9 protein-coding genes and 1 pseudogene are annotated in these 18970 nt (G+C 51.1%); 4 read left to right on the top strand and 6 right to left on the bottom strand.

Translation table 11 applies throughout. From position 1 onward, the window contains the following. The first annotated feature begins 46 nt into the window (after positions 1 to 46). A complete protein-coding gene (locus AACS05_RS17285; RefSeq protein ID WP_045446105.1) occupies positions 47 to 5581 on the top strand; it encodes an adhesion domain-containing protein in 5535 nt (1844 codons plus the stop codon). Positions 5582 to 5599: 18 nt separating this feature from the next. Here AACS05_RS17285 and xseA read toward each other — a convergent pair whose 3' ends face one another. Further along, positions 5600 to 6973 carry an exodeoxyribonuclease VII large subunit gene (gene xseA / locus AACS05_RS17280; protein WP_045446101.1) on the bottom strand — a complete coding sequence of 458 codons (1374 nt, stop codon included), beginning with the start codon at positions 6971 to 6973 and terminating at the stop codon, positions 5600 to 5602. Between the two features lie 161 nt (positions 6974 to 7134). Between xseA and guaB the strand changes: the two genes are divergently transcribed. Beyond that, positions 7135 to 8601 (top strand): IMP dehydrogenase, encoded by a 1467-nt coding sequence (gene guaB / locus AACS05_RS17275; protein ID WP_045446098.1) that lies wholly within the window; start codon positions 7135 to 7137, stop codon positions 8599 to 8601. Between the two features lie 63 nt (positions 8602 to 8664). Next, positions 8665 to 10242, top strand: coding sequence for a glutamine-hydrolyzing GMP synthase (gene guaA / locus AACS05_RS17270; protein ID WP_045446095.1), 1578 nt, complete (start codon positions 8665 to 8667; stop codon positions 10240 to 10242). A gap of 257 nt (positions 10243 to 10499) precedes the next feature. Here guaA and AACS05_RS17265 read toward each other — a convergent pair whose 3' ends face one another. Then, positions 10500 to 10691, bottom strand: a complete 192-nt coding sequence (locus AACS05_RS17265) for a YfgG family protein (protein ID WP_048220835.1) — start codon at positions 10689 to 10691, stop codon at positions 10500 to 10502. Between the two features lie 355 nt (positions 10692 to 11046). On the opposite strand from AACS05_RS17265, the gene AACS05_RS17260 reads away from it, so the two are divergent. After that, positions 11047 to 13317, top strand: a complete 2271-nt coding sequence (locus tag AACS05_RS17260; protein WP_045446092.1) for a bifunctional diguanylate cyclase/phosphodiesterase — start codon at positions 11047 to 11049, stop codon at positions 13315 to 13317. On the opposite strand, the gene ppx is transcribed toward AACS05_RS17260, so the two are convergent. From ppx to purM, 4 genes and pseudogenes are all read right to left on the bottom strand, one after another. After that, positions 13297 to 14838 carry an exopolyphosphatase gene (ppx, locus tag AACS05_RS17255; protein ID WP_045446089.1) on the bottom strand — a complete coding sequence of 514 codons (1542 nt, stop codon included), beginning with the start codon at positions 14836 to 14838 and terminating at the stop codon, positions 13297 to 13299. The two genes, AACS05_RS17260 and ppx, sit on opposite strands and share 21 nt — an antisense overlap. A 131-nt stretch (positions 14839 to 14969) precedes the next feature. After that, positions 14970 to 17033 (bottom strand): annotated as a pseudogene (ppk1, locus tag AACS05_RS17250) (polyphosphate kinase 1); the annotation flags it as partial. 209 nt (positions 17034 to 17242) lie between these two features. Next, positions 17243 to 17884 (bottom strand): phosphoribosylglycinamide formyltransferase, encoded by a 642-nt coding sequence (purN, locus tag AACS05_RS17245; protein ID WP_045446086.1) that lies wholly within the window; start codon positions 17882 to 17884, stop codon positions 17243 to 17245. Further along, positions 17881 to 18918, bottom strand: coding sequence for a phosphoribosylformylglycinamidine cyclo-ligase (gene purM / locus AACS05_RS17240; protein WP_045446083.1), 1038 nt, complete (start codon positions 18916 to 18918; stop codon positions 17881 to 17883). The genes purN and purM overlap by 4 nt, the downstream gene beginning before the upstream one ends. Positions 18919 to 18970: the final 52 nt, after the last annotated feature.

Genomic DNA, 18970 nt, shown 5'->3' with positions numbered 1-18970 from the left:
AATCAAAACGTATTGAAAAAAGATGATGAAAAGGTGGTTTTTACTCATGGATGGGTATCAGAAGCTTGCTAAATGGATGATTTTTTTGTTGCTTACTCCTGCGGTGATATTCCCTGCACAGGCGGCGTTAAAAGGAGGGCAATGGATACAACCAGGGATTTCAACCGGGGTGATCAACGGCACCAGCCCCTTTGCCGATAGTGCCAGCGTGCCGGTCTATCAGGGCAGCGTCCAACTTGATCCCACCACAGAGCACGCGGTCGCTTTTGATGCAATGCCCAGGGACTTTAGCGTGGATGCAACAGCTACCAGTATGGTGCTTATTAACCCGCGCGATACGGAGGGCGACATCTTCGGTAGTCCACCCATACTACGTTGGGCAAATCAGACTCTGCCCGCTGTTTCACTGGTCTGGACTGAAGCCGCTACGCCGGATGTACCGCTCAACCCGCAACCCCGGCCGGATCGTTCCTTCTGCGCACAAAATCTGGCAGGACATAAACTGGCAGCGATCCCACAGTTTGATCCGAATGAAAGCTTACCCTCGCTGGATCTGTTCACGTTGACCGGTACACCAAATCAAGGTCCGGTTGTACTCAGCGAAAAGCTGGTGACGTTGAATATTGCGCCAGCGCAGGGCGATCTGGTTACCGTGAACGTTGCTGGCTATGACGACACGCTTAACGCTGCGAAAGCCAAAGTCGGTGATGCCATTACGTTGATCGTCACCACGAAAGATTGCCAGGGAAATCCCGCGGGCAATATTCCATTTATCATCAAGCGCGGTGATGCAAAAAACCGTCAGGGTGTGGTGAACAATGCCGGGCCGGTAATGCTGGAGACCACGGAGCTGACCACCTCCGCGACGGAATATCATGGCACTACCAATGCCAGTGGTGTGGCGATGGTGAAGGTGACGCAGCAGAATGGTCCGGGGGTTAAAACATCTCTGACTGTCCATTTGCCGGGGATCGCACAGACCAGCGAAACAGCAGTGATCTTCACCGTCCTTACCAGCCCCGATGTATCGCAGGCTAACATGTGGGGCCATATGGAAGACACATTGACGGCGCAGCAGTACACCTTTACCCGCCCGAAACTGGCGGCTGAAGTGAGCAATGAAGACGGTACGGTTGAGGATCACAACGAAACCTGGTCGACATTTATCTGGAGCGGGGCTGATAAACACTGCGCTATTCTGCCAGGGATGCGCCAGTTCGGCGCGCTGGCAACGGTGGTTCCGACCTCCATTCAGGAAGTCGCAGGCTGGCCGATGCAGGGTAACTACTACTGGTCATCTCTGGCTGGTATGACCGGGCAGCATCATGCGGCAGACGTGTCTGACCGCAGCGAAGCGCAAAAGCCGGACAGCACAAAGTTCATCGTGAGCTGCGTGGATAAAACAGAGCCTGATGTCGAGCCGGAGCTTACGCTGACGCTGGAACAATATGATAAGAGTTTACAGGCGACGAAAGTGCAGGTGGGCGAACAGGTTGCCATGCGTCTGTCCATTACCGATAAGAAAGATAATAATCAGCCGCTGTCATACTACTACTTCTCGCTGCATCTGGATGATGGCGTCAACCGCAAGGGCGAAACCAGTCCGGACTGGGAGATTCACCCGGTACAGCTCACGGGCGACAGTAATTTGCGGAAGATGGACGAGCACAACTATGAGGGGATGACCGACGTCAATGGCCAGGCGACTGTGCTGCTGACGAACGCCGGTGGCGCTGGGGTAAAAACGCATATCACGGCGAAGATGCGCAGCAACTTTACCGCCACGGACGTAAAAGACGTGATCTTCACCGTCGTCACCAGCCCGGACAGCTCATATGCCCGAATGTGGGGACATATGAGCAATGGGATTATGGAAGCGGGTCATCTCTACAAACGCCCACGTTTGGTGGATGAAACGACTAACGAAGTCGGTTCGGTGCGTGAAAATAACGAGGACTGGGCGCTGTTTGATCAAGGCACCAGCATGGAGACAGAATGCGGTGCCGGACATATTCCTGAACAACGCTCTCTGGAAAGCTTATATGCAGATCACCAGGAAAACACCATCAGTACCGAACACGGCTGGCCGACGGCAAAGCAGGATTATCTGACGGCCGTGGCGCAACCTGACACGCATGTCTCCGTTGACCTGGGGAGCGGGGCGGTCGATTCCTATTCAGGGCTTAAGCCAAACTACCTCACCTGTTCTGCCGACGAGCTGATAGCGAAAGTGGTCGTCGATACCGACAAAGACACTGCGCCGGACTCAAAACTTGCCAAAGCGAAGGTCGGTGAAAAAATCACTATGACGGTGCATACCGTCAATGCTGCCAATAATGCGCCAGTCCCTAATGCTGCTTTTACGATTACCAAAGGAATGGGGCTTGATCGGGCTGGTCAGGCGTCAGGCTACACCGATCCGACCAGTGGTGTTATCACCGTGAACGGCACACAGTACGGTACCGGGGAGACATCAACAGTCTATTCCGGCTCCACAGATGCGCAGGGGATCGCTACGATAGAAATTGAACAGCCGCAGGGGGTGGGTTTAAGAACACCGCTTACCGTTATGCCGGTCAATTCCTCCCTGCCGAATACCGTTAATTACTCCGTCGTTTTTACCGTCCCAACCAGCCCGGATGTTTCCGGCGCGCAAATGTGGGGGCATATGGATGACACCATTCATGTCGGCTCCCTGACCTTTGAACGCCCGAAATTAGCCTCAGAAGTGGCAGGCGAGCAGAGTTCGCTAACCGAAAATAATGAAATCTGGGCGCGTGTTGCGCAGGCAGATATCGACGATATCTCTGCAGGCGGTTGCGAACCGAATAAGGTACCGGGCAGAACGCAGCTGGCCGCGCTATACGATGCCAACAGCAATAACGCCATTCAGGCCGTACACGGCTGGCCGACCCAACGCGAGGAATACTGGAGTAGCACACCAGCCGATAAAGTACCGCATCTCTACGCCACCTGGCTGAACAACGGCACGCTGGTAAATAACAACAGCTCACCCGTCTATATGAGCTGTCTGACCACCGCGAATCCCTCTGCTCAGAACATCACCCTGGAGGTGGTGGATCAGGCGCAGTGGAGTAGTTCACTGAACGCCGCGAAGCTTAAAAAGGGCGAAACGTTACAGGTGAAGGTGACGATAAAAGATGCGGCAGGCAATCCGATGCCGGATATGCCATTTACCCTTAATCGTGGCGATGGATATACCCGATCCAATGAAAAACACATTGCCGGTAGCGGTGACGGCATTGTTGCTCCGGTGGTGGTGGAAGGAACTTCGCTGAACGATGTTGCAACGCTCTACACCAGCATAACTGGCAATGATGGCAGCAAAATTCTTACTATTACCCGGCCAGACACCCACGGCACCAAAACGGCTATCACTGCTACGCTTTACTCTGATCCGACCAAAAAAGCCTCCATAGATACTATTTTCACCGTGCCCACCAGCCCGGATACCAGTAAAGCGAAAATGTGGGGCCATATGCCGCAAACGTTAGTGGCAGACGGTATAACTTTTAAGCGCCCAATCTTATTTGCTGAACTTACGGGTAATCCCGGCAATAAACGTAAAGGGCCGGAGGAAGATAACGAAATCTGGGCGCTGTTTACCGAAGCGCAGGCGGAGAAGAGCAGCAATGGTGGCTGCGGGGCGGCATATATTCCCAATGTGGATTCGCTGTCAGGTTTATCAGGTAGCTGGAGAGGGCATGAGGTTGATGGCTGGCCTGTCCTGAAAAGCTATGGCTCCAGCTCGGCGAATCCCGCAAATTCAGGGGATCGTCGATACAAAAGTGTCCAGCTCAGTAATGCAACCAGTACCGTCCTGTCTGCAAGTGACATGAGGTATATGACCTGCCAGACCACCGCTAATTTGATGGTGGCAAAGGTTGAGCTGACTTCGAGTGATGCGGTTAAAATTGACGGCTACGATGTGGTTAAAGTCAAAACCGATGAACCAGACAACCATGAGCGCGCAGTCTTTAAGGTGACCACGCGTGACAGTAAGGGCAACCTTTTGGGAAATGCGCCCTTCATGATTAATCATGGCGTAGCGGTAAACCGCCAGGGCGTTGAATGGCATGATTATCAGTCAGTGCTTATCTGGGTCACAGATAATGCCAGTCAGATCGTTGGATTGTTGACCGACGATAATTTTTACGGTGTTTCCGGCCCCGACGGTACCGTCATGCTGGACGTTTACCAGACTGGCAGGGGGCAGGGTGTCAGAATACCACTGCAGGCGACACTGGATGATGGAAGTGCTGCATCGCAAACACTAAGCGCCGTTTTTACCACGCTCACAAGCCCGGACACCCCAAAAGCGAACTTCTGGGGTCATATGCCGGAAACGTTCACCAGTAGCGCTGGCGTGAAGTTCCGACGTCCGCAGCTTAAAGCTGAACTGTCGGGGGCATCCTTTATCACTATTAATCGTGAGGATTGGGCGAAGCCGTCGGGAGTCGATAAATCAGACAGCAGCCAGTCAGGGTGTAGCGAGGAGTATCAGCCGCTGCGCAGTGAACTACAGGTTTTGTATAACGATCACCCGAACTCGAAGATAGAAACTGACCTGGGGTTACCGCTTTTCACAGGCGCTAACTGGTGGGCGTATGACCAGATGCAATCGGGAAGTAAATGGGATAACCAGTCTATCAGTTTCATTGACGGTAAGTGGCGGCGGGATATCAGTACGACAATCACAAACCTGATTCTTTGTCTGGTGGATCCACATCCTAAAGCGGAAATGATTGAACTGACCTCGACGGCGTTTGATACAGGTACTCAGGCTGCGAAAGCGAAAAAAGGAGACGCTCTGCCTGTCACCGTGACGGTGAAAGATAGTGCCGGGAAAACGGTGCCAAATGTCGCCTTTACTCTGACGCGTGGTGATGCCTTGCCCCGAAATGTGGGAGAAACGCTGTACGGCGACGTAGATGCGATGGACGATCTCACCGTTCAGCCGCCATCCGGTGCTGCGGTTACACTTGCCGACAGCGGTAACTCAGTAAAAGGTACTACCGGAGCAGACGGTACGGCGACCTTTACGATTAAGCAGAACAATACGCCGGGGTATAAAACGACGCTGAAAGTTACGCTCGATAATAACGCCAGTATTAACGCGACGCTGGACGCCATTTTTACCGTGGTCACCAGCCCGAACGTAGCGTCGGCAAATTTCTGGGGACACATGCCGGATACGGTTACAGTAAATGGCAAACAGTTGCATCGGCCATTACTGACCTCTGAAATGCGCTCAGGCTTTACCGCACCGCTCAGCCTGAATCTGGATAATGAGCACTGGGTGCTGGCCTATACCCACAATACCGGTCAGTACGATTTGGCTGCGCAATGTGGCAGCTTGAGCGATGCACCTGATATCAACGACTTGAACGCCTTGCACAACCAGATGAGTAGCACTGGCTGGCCAACAACGCCGAGCTATCTCTATTTATCTAATACGACGAGTTCGAGTTACTTCTGTGGATACAATGAATCCAACGGGACGGAGAACTGCATTGTTCATCCGGCAACGGACAAAGGTTTCGCCACCTGCATACAGTAACGTTTACGGTCAGTGAATTTAGCTTACTTTGCGCGAACGTGGTTTTTTGAGCGGGGTGATTTTTTTCACCTCGCTTTCCACCCAGCCATCGCTAAGGCGTGTTGTGAGCGTTTCGCCGGGTTTTACCTGCTTCGCTTTTGTCAGAGCCTTTCCGTCCGTTGCGGTAGTGACACTGTATCCTCGCGCCAGCGTTGCCAGTGGGCTGACGGCTTCCAGATGTGTTACCGCATTGCCAAAACGTTCGCGTGTTGCACTCATTTGTGCGCGGACGAGCTCTGCCAGACGATACTCGAGCTGTTGGATACGCGTCTGCCCGCGATGAATACGCGGCTGCGGGTTTTGCTGGTTCAGTCGCTGTGCCAGTCGCAGCTGTTGCTGACCGGCGCGTTTGAGTTGGTTTTCCAGCGCAAAACTCATGCGTTTTTGCAGGCGCTCCAGCGCGGTTTGCTGACGTGCCAGGCGTAGCTGAGGGTGTTGTTGCTGTAAGCGGTGATGAATCTGGGTAAAGCGACGACTGCGATTAGCGAGAAAATAATCCATTGCCATTTCCAGACGCTGCTGTGCGGACTGCACCTGGCGTAGTAATTCCTGCTGGTTGCGGCTTACCACTTCGGCGGCGGCTGACGGCGTTGGCGCACGCAGGTCACCAACAAAATCGGCGATGGTTACATCGGTTTCATGGCCGACGGCGCTAACTACCGGAATGCGGCTGGCAAAAATTGCCCGTGCTACACGTTCGTCGTTAAAGCTCCATAAATCTTCCAGCGAACCGCCGCCCCGGCCAACGATCAATACGTCGCACTCGCTACGCGCATTCGCCAGTTCAATGGCGCGAACGATTTGAGCAGGCGCTTCATCACCCTGAACGGCAGTCGGATAGATGATAACGGGCAGGGAAGGATCGCGTCGTTTCAACACGTGGAGAATATCGTGCAATGCGGCCCCGGTTTTCGAGGTGATCACGCCGACGCAATGGGCCGGAGAGGGCAGAGGTTGCTTATGCTGCTGATCGAACAGCCCTTCAGCCTGAAGTTTGGCTTTGAGTTGCTCATATTTTTGCTGTAACAAGCCTTCACCCGCAGGCTGCATGCTTTCAACAATAATCTGATAGTCGCCGCGCGGTTCATACAACGTAATGTTGGCGCGAACCAGCACCTGCTGTCCGTGCTGCGGGCGAAAGGTTACACGGCGGTTGCTGTTGCGGAACATCGCACAGCGTACCTGGGCACCATCGTCTTTTAAGGTGAAGTACCAGTGACCTGATGAGGGCTGGGTAAAGTTAGATATTTCGCCGCTGATCCATACCTGCCCCATTTCTTGCTCGAGCAGCAGACGCACCGTCTGGTTAAGGCGACTTACGGTAAAAATTGAAGAGGTCTGGGAGGATAACATGTGAGCGGGATCAAATTCTAAATCAGCAGGTTATTCAATCGATAGTAACCCGCCCACAGGGGATCGCAAGGTTTTTTTGCAAAAAAGTGTGGATGCAATCGGTTACGCTCTGTATAATGCCACGGCAATATTTATTAACCACTCTGGTCGAGATATTGCCCATGCTACGTATTGCCAAAGAAGCCCTGACGTTTGACGACGTCCTCCTCGTTCCCGCTCATTCCACCGTTCTGCCGAATACTGCTGATCTCAGCACGCAGCTGACGAAAACCATTCGTCTGAATATTCCTATGCTCTCCGCAGCCATGGATACCGTGACTGAAGCGCGCCTTGCAATTGCACTGGCACAGGAAGGCGGCATCGGTTTTATCCACAAAAACATGTCCATTGAGCGCCAGGCGGAAGAAGTTCGCCGTGTGAAGAAACATGAATCAGGCGTAGTGACTGATCCTCAGACTGTATTGCCAACCACAACTCTGCGCGAAGTGAAAGAACTGACTGAGCGTAACGGTTTTGCGGGCTACCCGGTTGTGACTGAAGATAACGAACTTGTCGGTATCATCACCGGTCGCGACGTGCGTTTTGTAACCGACCTCAACCAGCCAGTTAGTGTTTACATGACGCCGAAAGAGCGTCTGGTGACTGTGCGCGAAGGTGAAGCGCGTGATGTTGTATTTGCCAAAATGCACGAAAAACGCGTTGAGAAAGCGTTGGTTGTTGACGATGGTTTCCACCTGATTGGCATGATCACCGTAAAAGATTTCCAGAAAGCTGAGCGTAAACCTAACGCCTGTAAAGATGAGCATGGTCGTCTGCGTGTAGGTGCTGCAGTAGGTGCTGGCGCAGGTAACGAAGAGCGTGTTGACGCGCTGGTTGCCGCGGGCGTTGACGTTCTGCTGATTGACTCCTCTCACGGCCATTCTGAAGGTGTGTTGCAGCGTATTCGCGAAACGCGTGCCAAATACCCGAATCTGCAAATCATCGGCGGTAACGTAGCGACTGGCGCAGGTGCACGCGCCCTGGCAGAGGCTGGAGTAAGCGCAGTGAAGGTAGGGATCGGTCCTGGCTCTATCTGTACTACTCGTATTGTTACCGGCGTAGGTGTTCCGCAGATTACTGCGGTTTCTGACGCAGTTGAAGCGCTGGAAGGCACTGGTATTCCGGTTATCGCCGACGGTGGTATCCGTTTCTCTGGCGATATCGCCAAAGCTATCGCCGCTGGTGCTGCTGCTGTCATGGTTGGCTCCATGCTGGCAGGTACTGAAGAATCCCCGGGCGAGATTGAACTGTACCAGGGCCGTTCTTACAAATCTTACCGTGGTATGGGTTCTCTGGGGGCGATGTCCAAAGGGTCTTCCGACCGTTATTTCCAGAGCGATAACGCCGCTGACAAACTGGTTCCGGAAGGTATCGAAGGTCGCGTAGCCTATAAAGGCCGCCTGAAAGAGATCATCCACCAGCAGATGGGCGGCCTGCGCTCCTGTATGGGCCTGACCGGTTGTGGTACTATCGACGAGCTGCGCACTAAAGCAGAATTTGTACGCATCAGTGGTGCCGGTATTCAGGAAAGTCACGTTCACGATGTGACCATCACCAAAGAGTCCCCTAACTACCGCATGGGCTCCTGATATGTTTCCGCGCCTGGCTATATGCCAGGCGAATTTGTTTCACTTGCCTCGGAATTAGCGTCAATGACAGACAATATTCATAAACATCGCATTCTCATCCTGGATTTCGGATCGCAATACACTCAGTTGGTGGCTCGTCGCGTACGTGAACTGGGCGTCTACTGTGAACTGTGGGCATGGGATGTTACGGAAGCACAAATTCGCGAATTCAACCCAAGCGGTATTATTCTTTCTGGTGGGCCTGAGAGCACCACCGAAGACAACAGTCCGCGCGCGCCGCAGTACGTGTTCGAAGCTGGTGTACCGGTATTTGGTGTCTGTTACGGTATGCAGACCATGGCGATGCAGCTTGGCGGTCATGTAGAAAGCTCAACCGAGCGTGAGTTCGGCTATGCGCAGGTGGAAGTGAAGACCGACAGTGCCCTGATCCACGGCATCGAAGACTCCCTGACAGCAGACGGCAAACCGCTGCTGGACGTGTGGATGAGCCACGGCGATAAAGTGACGGCAATTCCTTCTGACTTCGTCACCGTTGCCAGCACTGAAACCTGTCCGTTCGCTATTATGGCAAACGAAGAAAAACGTTTTTACGGCGTGCAGTTCCACCCGGAAGTTACCCACACTCGTCAAGGCCTGCGTATGCTGGAGCGTTTTGTTCGCGACATCTGCCAGTGTGAAGCTCTGTGGACGCCGGCAAAAATCATTGATGACGCCGTTGCCCGTATTCGTGAGCAGGTTGGCGACGATAAAGTGATCCTCGGCCTGTCCGGCGGTGTTGACTCCTCCGTTACCGCAATGCTGTTGCACCGTGCAATCGGTAAGAACCTGACCTGCGTATTTGTTGATAACGGCCTGCTGCGCCTGAATGAAGCTGAGCAGGTGATGGACATGTTTGGTGACCACTTTGGTCTGAATATCGTTCACGTCCCGGCAGAAGAACGCTTCCTGAGCGCGCTGAAAGGCGAGAACGATCCAGAAGCTAAACGTAAAATCATCGGTCGCGTATTCGTCGAAGTGTTTGACGAAGAAGCCCTGCGTCTGGAAGACGTGAAGTGGCTGGCGCAGGGGACAATCTACCCTGACGTGATTGAATCTGCCGCTTCTGCAACCGGTAAAGCACACGTTATCAAATCTCACCACAACGTGGGCGGTTTGCCGAAAGAGATGAAAATGGGCCTCGTTGAACCGCTGAAAGAGCTGTTCAAAGACGAAGTGCGTAAGATTGGTCTGGAGCTGGGTCTGCCGTACGACATGCTGTACCGTCACCCGTTCCCGGGGCCAGGTCTGGGCGTGCGCGTACTGGGCGAAGTGAAGAAAGAGTACTGCGACCTGCTGCGTCGTGCGGATGCTATCTTCATTGAAGAGCTGCACAAAGCTGACCTGTACAACAAGGTAAGCCAGGCGTTCACTGTGTTCCTGCCGGTTCGTTCGGTTGGCGTTATGGGCGATGGCCGTAAGTACGACTGGGTTGTTTCCCTGCGTGCTGTTGAAACTATCGACTTTATGACCGCTCACTGGGCACACCTGCCGTATGATTTCTTAGGCCGTGTTTCCAACCGTATCATCAACGAAGTGAACGGTATTTCTCGCGTAGTGTATGACATTAGCGGTAAGCCGCCAGCTACGATTGAGTGGGAATAACACCTACTTTTACCTGATTCTGAACAGGTAGTAACACGCTTAAAGCCCTCTGTTTTTACAGAGGGCTTTTTAATTTCAGCGCGCCTTCGTTGCCGTCGTAATAGCAACACCACATCGAAATATGAGGAGTAGATTCACAGGGGGTGAGCATTTAGTAACGCTGGCGTCTGGTGCTGGTTGAGGCTGAAAGGCGTAACAAAAAAGTGTTCAGGCGGTATTAAGCCGCCAATTTTCTCACGGGGGGCAGTCAACAAAAGTTAGCGTTGAGCAGGCGTTTCTACGGAGAGTGAAGACTGTTGCGCTTCTTTTTTATCCTGGTGATGATGCCAGGCACCGATGGCAGAGTAGACGAAGCGTCCGAAGAAGAAGAGAAAACTGATAAGCAATATGATACGGATCATGCGACTGTTAAATCGATGTCGTTTTCGCATACTGGTAGCCTGACTCACAAAAGGTTCCTTCAAATGTACCCAACAGTGTGGGCGATACTTACATTAAGGCACACTGTGAGGGAATGGTCAATTCATCATTATGTAAAATGTAAAAACGCATCGGTTGTTTTATCTTTTTATGTTATGGAACATAATTTTATTATTTGCATTAATAATGAATTAACGAAAATAAAAAAGAAAAAAAGTAATAAATGATTAATGAGGGATATTTTTTTTGATACATATCAAATGCCCTCCGTAAGCGATAACTAAAATTGAGGGCCGCTGTGATGAACTAAACATCATTTTTTAAAGTCAGGTGGGATACCTGTCTGAAACTCCTTCAGGATGTGAAGGATCCTACTGAGCATCTATGAAACTCAATAAAAACTATATTCGCATTAGAGATAAATGGTGGGCATTACCTCTCATCTTACCTTCCTTGCTGCTGCCTTTATTGAGCTCAGCAAATACTTACGCACATATTAGTACCGGTAATATTGTCCTTTTTTATCTGCCTCTAGCACTGATGATTAGTCTGATGCTATTTTTTGGCCTGGCAGCATTGCCGGGAATTATCATTGCTATTTTCTGGTCTAAATATTCACAGTTAGGTCTGTCTGAAACGTTTTCAATTATCACGCACTTTATAATCACAGTTGTACTCAGTTGGGGTGGGTATCGGGTGTTTTCCCCACGACGCAACAATGTTGCTCATGGTGACTCTCATCTGATGCTCCCGCGCATGTTTTGGCAGGTTTTCTGCCCGGCTACGTTATTCCTGATACTCTTTCAGTTTGCTGCGTTTGTTGGCGTGTATGAAAGTAAATCCGGCATGATGGGAGTTATGCCTTTTAATATTACGACACTCATTAACTATCAGGCATTGCTGGTGGGGAATCTCATCGGTGTTCCAATGTGTTATTTTATTATCCGAACTGCGCGTAATCCACTGTATTTGCGTAGCTATTTTTCTCAGTTAAAGCTGCAATTTGATACTAAAGTATCAAAAAAAGAGTTCGCTATCTGGTTGATAATATTGGCTGCGTTAATGGTATTGTTGTGTATGCCATTAAATGATAATAGCTCAATATTTAGCACGAATTATACCCTGTCGCTCTTATTGCCTGTTATGTTGTGGGGGGCAATGCGTTACGGTTATAGATTTATTTCGTTAGCTTGGGCTGTAATACTGATTGCCGCAATTCATTATTATCAGCGCTATATGCCTTGGTATCCCGGCTACGATACACAGCTTGCGATCACCTCCTCGAGCTACCTGGTTTTTTCTTTTATGGTATGTTACATGGCAGTGCTGGCGACACGTCAGCGAATTGTCAGCGCTCGGGCCCGCCGCCTTGCTTATCTGGATCCTGTAGTACATATCCCTAATCTTCGAGCTTTAAATCGGGCGTTAAAGAGTACGCCATGGTCAGCACTCTGCTATTTGCGCGTGCCGGGGTTAGAGCTACTCGGGAAAAACTATGGCGTTATGCTCCGCATCCAGTACAAGCAGAAGCTTTCTCACTGGATCACCGAACAACTGGCACCCGATGAATGTGTATACCAGATGTCCGGACACGACCTTGTTTTGCGTCTTACTACCGAATCACACCAGCGACGTATTGAGGCACTTGATAAGCATATTAAGCAATTCCGCTTTATCTGGGATGGTATGGCTCTACAGCCGCAGGTCGGGATGAGCTACTGTTATGTACGCTCTCCGGTCAGTCATATCTACCTGCTATTAGGCGAACTGAGTACCATTGCCGATTTCTCCCTTGTCACCAATGCGCCTGAAAATTTGCAGCGACGTGGTGCCATGAATTTGCAGCGAGACCTGAAAGATAAAGTAGCAATGATGAACCGACTTCAGCAGGCGCTGGAGCATGATCACTTTTTCCTGATGGCGCAGCCGATTTTGGGTGTACGCGGTGATATGTATCATGAAATCTTGCTACGGCTTAAGGGGGAGGAGGGGGAAACCATTCCTCCTGATTGTTTTTTACCCGCAGCTCATGAGTTTGGGCTGTCATCCAGTATTGACCTTTGGGTAATTGAAAACACACTGAAATTTATGGCTCAAAATCGGGAAAGCATTCCAGCCCGTCGTTTTGCTATCAATTTGTCTCCAACATCAGTGTGTCGTGCCCGCCTTCCATCCGATATCGCTAAATTGCTGGAGAAATATCAGATTGAAGCGTGGCAACTGGTTTTTGAGATAACGGAAAGTAACGCCCTAACCAATGCGGAACAGGCCCAGGCAACATTGCTGCAATTACAGGTATTGGGGTGTCAGATTGCGATTGATGACTTTGGTACTGGTTATGCCAGCTATGCGCGGCTTAAAGACGTGAGTGCCGATATCCTGAAGATTGACGGCAGCTTCATTCGTAATATTGTCTCGAACAGCCTTGATTACCAAATTGTTGCTTCGATTTGTCATCTGGCGCGGATGAAAAGAATGATGGTGGTTGCGGAGTATGTCGAAACCGAAGAGCTTCGCAGCGCTGTGATTTCTCTGGGCATTGATTACATGCAGGGCTATCTGATTGGCAAACCGTTGCCGCTGAATGAGATTCTGGAGGAACAGGTGTCAGACGCGCTGACACCTGCTGAAAATTCACGCTGCGATATCGGGTGAGCTTTCTTCCTCGATCTTAAGACGCCAGCCTGTTACGGCTTCCCAGTACTGCTGCTCCTTTTCCAGATCTAGCAGGACGAGCGCGTTCTGGCTGAACCAGTCGTGCGGGAAGCGTAATGTCCAGTGATTTTCGTCAGTTACCAGCGTAAGTGTCGGCGGCGTTGTGGTCGCCTGACGCTGATTATTCAGCAATACACCCAGTCGTAATAGTTGGATCAACGGCAGAAACTGTTTCTTCTTGAACAACGTAAAGCGTGGTAAATCATCCAGCTTTACGGCTTTACGATGGTAGCGAACTAACGTCGCCATCATCAATTGCTGTTCCTGGTTGAAACCTGGCAAGTCGCTGTTTTGCAGAATGTAAGCCGAGTGACGGTGCAGGCCGCTGTGATTGATGTTCAGCCCAACCTCGTGCAGCATGGCTGCCCATCTGAGCAATGCTTCCAGTTGCGGATGGGCCAGTTTGGGCTGCTGTGCATGCCACTGGTCGTACATCTGCATGGTGGTTTCCAGCACGCGACGAGCTTGTTCGCTGTCGATATTGTACTGGTTCGCCAGGCTGCTGGCGGTGCGGCTACGTACATCCTGATGGCGAAAACGTCCTTCCATCTCATACAACACGCCTTCACGCAGTGCGCCATCAGAAAGTCGAAGTTCACGGATACCCAGCGCATCAAAAACGCCACACAGGATAGCCAGGCCCGGTACAAAAACAGCTTTTCTGTCCTCGGATAACCCAGGCATACTGAGCGCTTCGAATGAGGAATGTCTCAGCACTTCGCTGGTCAGCATGTCCAGACGTTCGGGGGTGATAAAACCATCTTTTTCACCCATTTCCAGCAGTACTTCGTGCGCCGCTTTGATCGTGCCTGAGGCTCCCAGCGCCACGTTCCAGCCCTGAATACGAAACTGCCAGGTTAACGTTTCAAGTTTTTGCGCGGCCGCCATGCGCGCGCGCTGGAAATTTTCCCGGCTGATTGTGCCGCCAGGGAAATACATTTGAGCAAAACTGACGCAGCCCATACGGCGGCTTTCGACCAGTTTCGGCTCGAAGTCTTCCCCAATAACCAGTTCAGTCGAACCGCCGCCGATGTCGATAACCAGCTTGCGACCTTTCTCCGGCTGTGTGTGCTCAACGCCCATAAATATCAGTCGGGCTTCTTCGTTACCGGAGATAATTTCAATCGGGTAGGGGATGACCTTTTCTGCTCGCTTCAGAAAATCAGTCGCATTCAGCGCCTGGCGCAAAGTGTGAGTTCCCACAATGCATACGCTTGATGGTGGAAAGCCCTGCAGACGTTCCGCGAATAATGACAGACAGCTTAATCCGCGCTCCATCGCCTCTTCGCTCAGCTTGTTGTCTTCGCCGAGCCCATCCGCCAGATGTACGCGTTGTTTCAGGCGTCCGATAATTTGCATCGCGCCATCGACTACCCGGGCAATGACCATATGAAAACTATTTGAACCAAGGTCGACCGCAGCAAACTCCTGCGGTCGTGGTGACTTGTCGTGTATTGGCATAGCGTTTATCCGTCATACTTCAAGTTGTGTTTGTGTTGGCTGCTTTCGTACACCTCAGTCACTTACCGGCGTAAGCTCCCGGGGACTCTCTCATTTGCCGCCTTCCCACAACTTGAATTATTTAGGCTAGTGTCAGGTTGCTCGAGTGATTTGATGTAGTCATAAATCGCCAATTGTGACTGAACCTTACGGCGGTTTCCACGTGGCACGTAGCGATTACTCAGTTCTTTATCAATGTAACGGGCTTTCACCGTATCGCTGAACAGGATCTCTATAATATCCAGCACGCGTTGCTTAAGGCGTGGATCGAGAAGCGGTGTGGCAACTTCGATACGATAATCGATGTTTCTCGTCATCCAGTCTGCGGAGGAGAGGTAAACCTGTTTATCACCGCCGTTTTCGAATATATAGACCCGGTCGTGTTCAAGGTAGCGGTCAACGATACTGATGACGCGAATATTGTCACTGATACCTTCCAGATTCGGGATCAGGGAGCACATACCGCGGATCAACAAATTGACCTGCACACCTGAGCCTGATGCCGCATAGAGGCGGTCAACCAGGCCTTTATCAACCAGGTTATTCAGTTTTAACGTGATGCCGGAAGGCTTACCTTGCTGTGCATTGGCAATCTCTTTATCGATCATTCCGTACAGCAGACGTCGTGAGTTTTGCGGGGAAACCAGCAGGTAATCGAAAGTTACCGGACGATACGGATTTTCAATAAAGTTAAATACCCGGCGGACTTCGTTGGTAATGCGCGAATCGGCAGTCAGTAAAGAGTAGTCGGTATACAATCGTGCCGTTTTTTCGTTGAAGTTACCCGTCCCGATATGCGCGTAGCGCACGACTTCATCGCCTTCTTTACGTGAGATCAGGAATAGCTTGGCGTGAATTTTCAGCCCTGGCGCGGAGAAGATAACATGTACGCCTGCTTCGGTAAGACGCTTGGCCCAGTGAATGTTAGCTTCTTCATCAAAACGCGCCTGCAATTCCACCACCACGGTGACTTTTTTACTGTTGTGAGCGGCATGAATCATCGCGTCGATGATGCGAGAGTCTTTTGCCACGCGATAGATGTTAATTTTTATCGCCAGCACGCTCGGGTCGAAGGAGGCCTGTCGCAGTAATTCAAGTACGTGCTCAAAAGTGTGGTACGGATAATAAAGCAGAACATCGCGTTCACGGATCGCGTCAAAGCCGTTACGAAATTTCTCGTTATCAAACCAGATATGGCGCAGCCGGGGCAGCGGTTTGTTCACCAGATTGGCTTTGCCAACGTTAGGGAAGTTAATAAAGTCTTTGAAGTTATGGTAACGACCACCGGGAACTATCGAGTCATAGCGAGAAATGGTCAGTTTTTCACGCAGAACCTCAACCAGCGCATTCGGCATATCGCGTTGATACACAAAGCGCACGGGTTCTGCGGTCAGACGCTGCTTCAGACTGGATGACATGAGTTCCATCAGGCTGGATTCCATCTCGTGCACCAAATCGTATTCGGCATCGCGGGTCATTTTCATCGAATAGGCATTCAGCGCATCGTAATCAAAGAACCCTTTGAAAATATCATCCAAGCAATAACGTAAGATGTTATCCAGCAAAATCATTGGTTTGCGGCGGCGCGGCGTTTCCGGCGGCAAATTCACAAAGCGGGGAACCTTGTCGGACGGAATTTCCAGCAGAGCATAACGAATGGTATCGCCGCGAATAATCTCCACGGCCAGATAGGTATAGTCGTCTTTCAAAAACTGAACTAAATCTGTCTCGCGGTTAATCAGGATCGGCGTGATGTGCTGGCGAAGGTATTGCTTGAAGTAATGGCGTAACCAGCTCTGTTGATTCACTGATAACTGGCGTTCATTGATTAAGAAGATCTGGTTGCGCGCCATCTCCAGCAGTAATTCATTGTACAGGCCGTCAAATTCCTGATCGGCTTTCAATACGCGGGCCTGGATTTTGCCTAACAGATGGCGGGAGTGGGAGTTTGAACCCTGTTCTTCGCTAATAATGATACGGCGCTTCAGTTCGGCAAAACGAACTTTGTAAAACTCGTCAAGATTATTGGAATAGATGCCTAAGAAACGCATCCGTTCAATCAACGGGTTTGATTTATCAGCAGCTTCCTGGAGTACACGTTCATTGAACGCTAACCAGCTGAGTTCTTTCTCGATGTATAGCTTTTCCTGACCCATTACCACTTTTACTCCGTTTCATTCACGGGACACTACCGATTTATTATGGCGAGCTTTGCTCTCAGATGTCCAACTGTGCCAGAAAAGTATGACAATAAACCGTCTGGTAGCAAAGAGAAAGGGGAAGAGTAGATGCGCCATCGGGCAAGCTGGGGCTTCATGGCCGGATGGTGACATCATTGCGTCCTATCCGGCCATGTGAGGGACTTTTATTCGTCAGCGGCATAGCCTTGTGGTGAAAGGCGATTGCCGTCCAGCCAGGCCGCGTTATCGCGCATTTTCAGGCGACCGTCGGTAAACCAGCTCACCACCAGCGGATAAATGGCGTGTTCCTGCGCCTGAACGCGGGCAGTAACATCATCTTCGCTGTCACCGTCAAAAACCGGAACCTTCGCTTGCAGAATAACCGGGCCACCGTCGAGTTCATCGGTCACGAAATGAACGGAGGTTCCATGTTCTTCATCCCCGTTTTCCAGCACCTGACGGTGGGTATGCAGGCCGGGATATTTAGGTAACAGGGAAGGGTGGATATTGAGTAAGCGTCCGGCATAGTGGTCGACAAATGCCGGGCTGAGGATGCGCATATATCCGGCCAGCACCACCACATCCGGTGCATAAGCATCTATCTCTTTTATCAGTTCCCGATCGAATGCTTCTCGGCTGGCAAACTGGCCTGCTTCCAGCGAATGTGCCGGAATAGTTGCCTCTCGTGCACGTTCAAGGCCGAACGCGTCGGCCTTGTTACTAAATACTGCACGTATGGTGCCATTGATTTTTTTCTGTTTGCAGGCGTCAATTATCGCCTGCAAATTGCTTCCGTTGCCGGAAATGAGCACCACGATGTTTTTCATTCAATAACCACACGCTGTTCGGAATCAGAAGCTTTGATGATACCGATTCTCCAAGCGTTTTCACCTTTCTCATTCAGCAGGGCGAGTGCTTTTTCCACTTCAGTTTCCGGCAAGGCAATGACCATACCTACGCCGCAGTTGAAGGTACGATACATCTCGTGCTGGCTGACGTTACCTGCGGTTTGCAGCCAGTTGAAGACGGCTGGCCATTGCCATGAGGATTCGTCGATGACCGCCTGCGTGTTATCTGGCAGTACGCGCGGAATATTTTCCCAGAAACCGCCGCCGGTCAGGTGTGCGATAGCATGCACATCGACCTTCTCGATCAGTTCCAGAATGGATTTCACATAGATGCGTGTCGGCGCCAGTAAGTGGTCGGCCAGTGGTTTTCCTTCCAGTTCGGTCGTTTCCGGGTCACAACCGCTGACTTCCACGATTTTACGCACCAGGGAATAACCGTTGGAGTGTGGGCCGCTGGAGCCGAGTGCAATCAGCACATCGCCATCAGCTACTTTTGAACCGTCGATAATTTCTGATTTCTCTACTACCCCAACGCAGAAGCCGGCCACGTCGTAATCTTCGCCGTGATACATCCCCGGCATTTCAGCGGTTTCCCCGCCGACCAGCGCACAACCAGACTGCAGACATCCCTCAGCAATACCGTTAATCACGCTGGCAGCGGTATCCACATCCAGTTTGCCGGTAGCGTAGTAATCGAGGAAAAACAGCGGTTCAGCGCCCTGAACCACGAGGTCGTTAACGCACATCGCCACCAGGTCAATACCAATGGTGTCATGGCGTTTTAGATCCATTGCCAGACGCAGTTTTGTACCTACGCCATCAGTGCCGGAAACCAGTACAGGTTCACGATATTTTTGCGGCAATGCGCACAGCGCGCCGAAGCCACCCAATCCACCCATAACTTCCGGGCGACGAGTTTTCTTCACTACGCCTTTGATTCGATCAACCAGAGCATTACCTGCGTCAATATCAACACCGGCATCTTTATAGCTAAGAGAGGTTTTATCGGTCACTGCTTGGGTCCCCACGCGTTAACTTGCGGTAGCAATTAAATTCGGCGCAATT

The organism is Citrobacter sp. S-77 (assembly GCF_963864895.1).
In the GTDB taxonomy this organism is placed as follows: domain Bacteria; phylum Pseudomonadota; class Gammaproteobacteria; order Enterobacterales; family Enterobacteriaceae; genus Citrobacter; species Citrobacter murliniae.
This window is presented reverse-complemented; position numbering and strand designations above follow the sequence as displayed.

Excerpts from the sequence above, each read along its gene's own strand:
- AACS05_RS17285 (WP_045446105.1), top strand. The coding sequence starts at position 47 with ATGGATGGGTATCAGAAGCTTGCTAAATGGATGATTTTTTTGTTGCTT.
- xseA (WP_045446101.1), bottom strand. The coding sequence starts at position 6,973 with ATGTTATCCTCCCAGACCTCTTCAATTTTTACCGTAAGTCGCCTTAAC.
- guaB (WP_045446098.1), top strand. The coding sequence starts at position 7,135 with ATGCTACGTATTGCCAAAGAAGCCCTGACGTTTGACGACGTCCTCCTC.
- guaA (WP_045446095.1), top strand. The coding sequence starts at position 8,665 with ATGACAGACAATATTCATAAACATCGCATTCTCATCCTGGATTTCGGA.
- AACS05_RS17260 (WP_045446092.1), top strand. The coding sequence starts at position 11,047 with ATGAAACTCAATAAAAACTATATTCGCATTAGAGATAAATGGTGGGCA.
- ppx (WP_045446089.1), bottom strand. The coding sequence starts at position 14,838 with ATGCCAATACACGACAAGTCACCACGACCGCAGGAGTTTGCTGCGGTC.
- purN (WP_045446086.1), bottom strand. The coding sequence starts at position 17,884 with ATGAAAAACATCGTGGTGCTCATTTCCGGCAACGGAAGCAATTTGCAG.